The sequence below is a fragment of the Oerskovia sp. NPDC060287 genome, from assembly GCF_042726775.1.
Classification (GTDB): domain Bacteria; phylum Actinomycetota; class Actinomycetes; order Actinomycetales; family Cellulomonadaceae; genus Oerskovia; species Oerskovia merdavium.
On record NZ_JBHXBO010000404.1, the window covers coordinates 1 to 1485 of the forward strand.

The following is a 1485-nucleotide window of genomic DNA, read 5'->3' on the forward strand; positions in this document are numbered from 1 at the left end:
CCCCCTCGGGGCGCCTCGCCGTCGTGCACCGCTCGTCGCGCGGAGGGCACCGACCCTTCCGTCGTGCGGAGGCCGGGCCGTCAGCCGCGGATCAGGGCAGGTAGTCCTCGTACTCCGGCAGCAGGCCGTTGAGCACCGGGACCTCGGCGGTCTGGGTCTCGCCCGTGCTCGACGTGAGGGTCACCGAGATGGTGCCGCCCGGCGGCACGTCGATGTTGCCGAACTGGGCCTCGAAGCCGTTGTCGACGCTCAGGTAGACGGTCTCGCCGGCCTCGAGCGGGATGTCGATCGGGTCGGTGCCCTCAGGGGCGACCGTGATCTCGACGGGCTCGTCGGAGTCGTTGGCCATGCCGCCCAGCAGCGTGCCGGGCTCGCCCTCGGCGGCCGAGATGATGAGCAGGTTGAGCCCGCGCACCTCGTCGGTGAGGTTGATGCGCACGCCGTCGGACGGCGAGTAGGCGATGTCCGTCGTGATGGGCGAGCAGGCCGACACGGCGAGGACGCCGGCCACGATCGCGGGGATCGCGAGCACGAGCGATCGCCGAGTCGTGGTCAAGCGGGACGGGGTGCTGGTCACGTGCGCTCCAATGTGCTGCGGGCAGTCTCGGTGTGCGACGGGTGGGGCCGGTGCTCGGCGCCCGGGCGCACATGACCACAGCCTAGTCGCTCCGACGGATGCGCCGCTCGGGCGGCGTGGCGACGACGTGCGCGCCCCGAGCAGAGCGGCCTGGTCGCGGCCCGGGGCGCCACGGCAGGCGATCACGTCGGCCGCGATCCGTGCGCCCCCGGGCCCCACGGGACGGGTGAACCGCCGGTGAACGGCCTCGAACGTCAGGGGACTGCGGGCGTGAGCAGCGGAATCACGGGGCTCTTGCGGGCCACGGGCGAGGCGAGGGCTCGGAATCGCAGGGGCCCCCGTGGTAAGATCGACCTCCGCGAAAGGGGACATCTGCAGATGACGTTCACAGTAGGCGAGACCGTTGTCTACCCACATCACGGTGCCGCAAAGATCGAAGAGATCAAGACCCGCACCATCCGCGGGGAGGACAAGATCTACCTGAAGCTGAAGGTGGCTCAGGGCGATCTGACGATCGAGGTCCCGGCGGACAACGTCGACCTGGTGGGCGTCCGCGACGTCGTCGGCCAGGAAGGTCTCGACAAGGTCTTCGAGGTTCTTCGCGCACCATACACGGAAGAGCCGACCAACTGGTCGCGCCGCTACAAGGCCAACCTCGAGAAGCTGGCCTCGGGTGACGTGATCAAGGTGGCAGAGGTCGTCCGCGACCTGTCGCGTCGTGACGCAGACCGCGGCCTGTCGGCCGGGGAGAAGCGCATGCTCGCGAAGGCTCGACAGATCCTGGTCTCGGAGCTGGCCCTGGCCGAGCACACCGAGGAGGACAAGGCTGAGGCCATCCTCGACGAGGTCCTGGCTTCCTGAGCCGCGAACTCACCACGTACCACCGACGACGCACGGGCTGCTGGCAG

Annotated in this window: 2 protein-coding genes; one reads left to right on the forward strand and one right to left on the reverse strand. The window is 69.7% G+C overall.

All coding sequences use genetic code 11. The annotated features are described in order from the left end of the window. Positions 1 to 91: 91 nt before the first annotated feature. The gene (locus ACFWFR_RS19330) at positions 92 to 577 is read right to left on the reverse strand and encodes a hypothetical protein (RefSeq protein WP_191802055.1); all 486 of its coding nucleotides are present in this window, start codon (positions 575 to 577) and stop codon (positions 92 to 94) included. Between the two features lie 378 nt (positions 578 to 955). On the opposite strand from ACFWFR_RS19330, the gene ACFWFR_RS19335 reads away from it, so the two are divergent. Continuing rightward, entirely contained in the window at positions 956 to 1438 is a 483-nt protein-coding gene (locus ACFWFR_RS19335) for a CarD family transcriptional regulator (protein ID WP_030144079.1), read from the forward strand. The last annotated feature ends 47 nt before the right edge of the window (positions 1439 to 1485 follow it).

Coding starts and splice junctions, on each gene's coding strand:
- ACFWFR_RS19335 (WP_030144079.1), top strand. CDS start 956: ATGACGTTCACAGTAGGCGAGACCGTTGTCTACCCACATCACGGTGCC.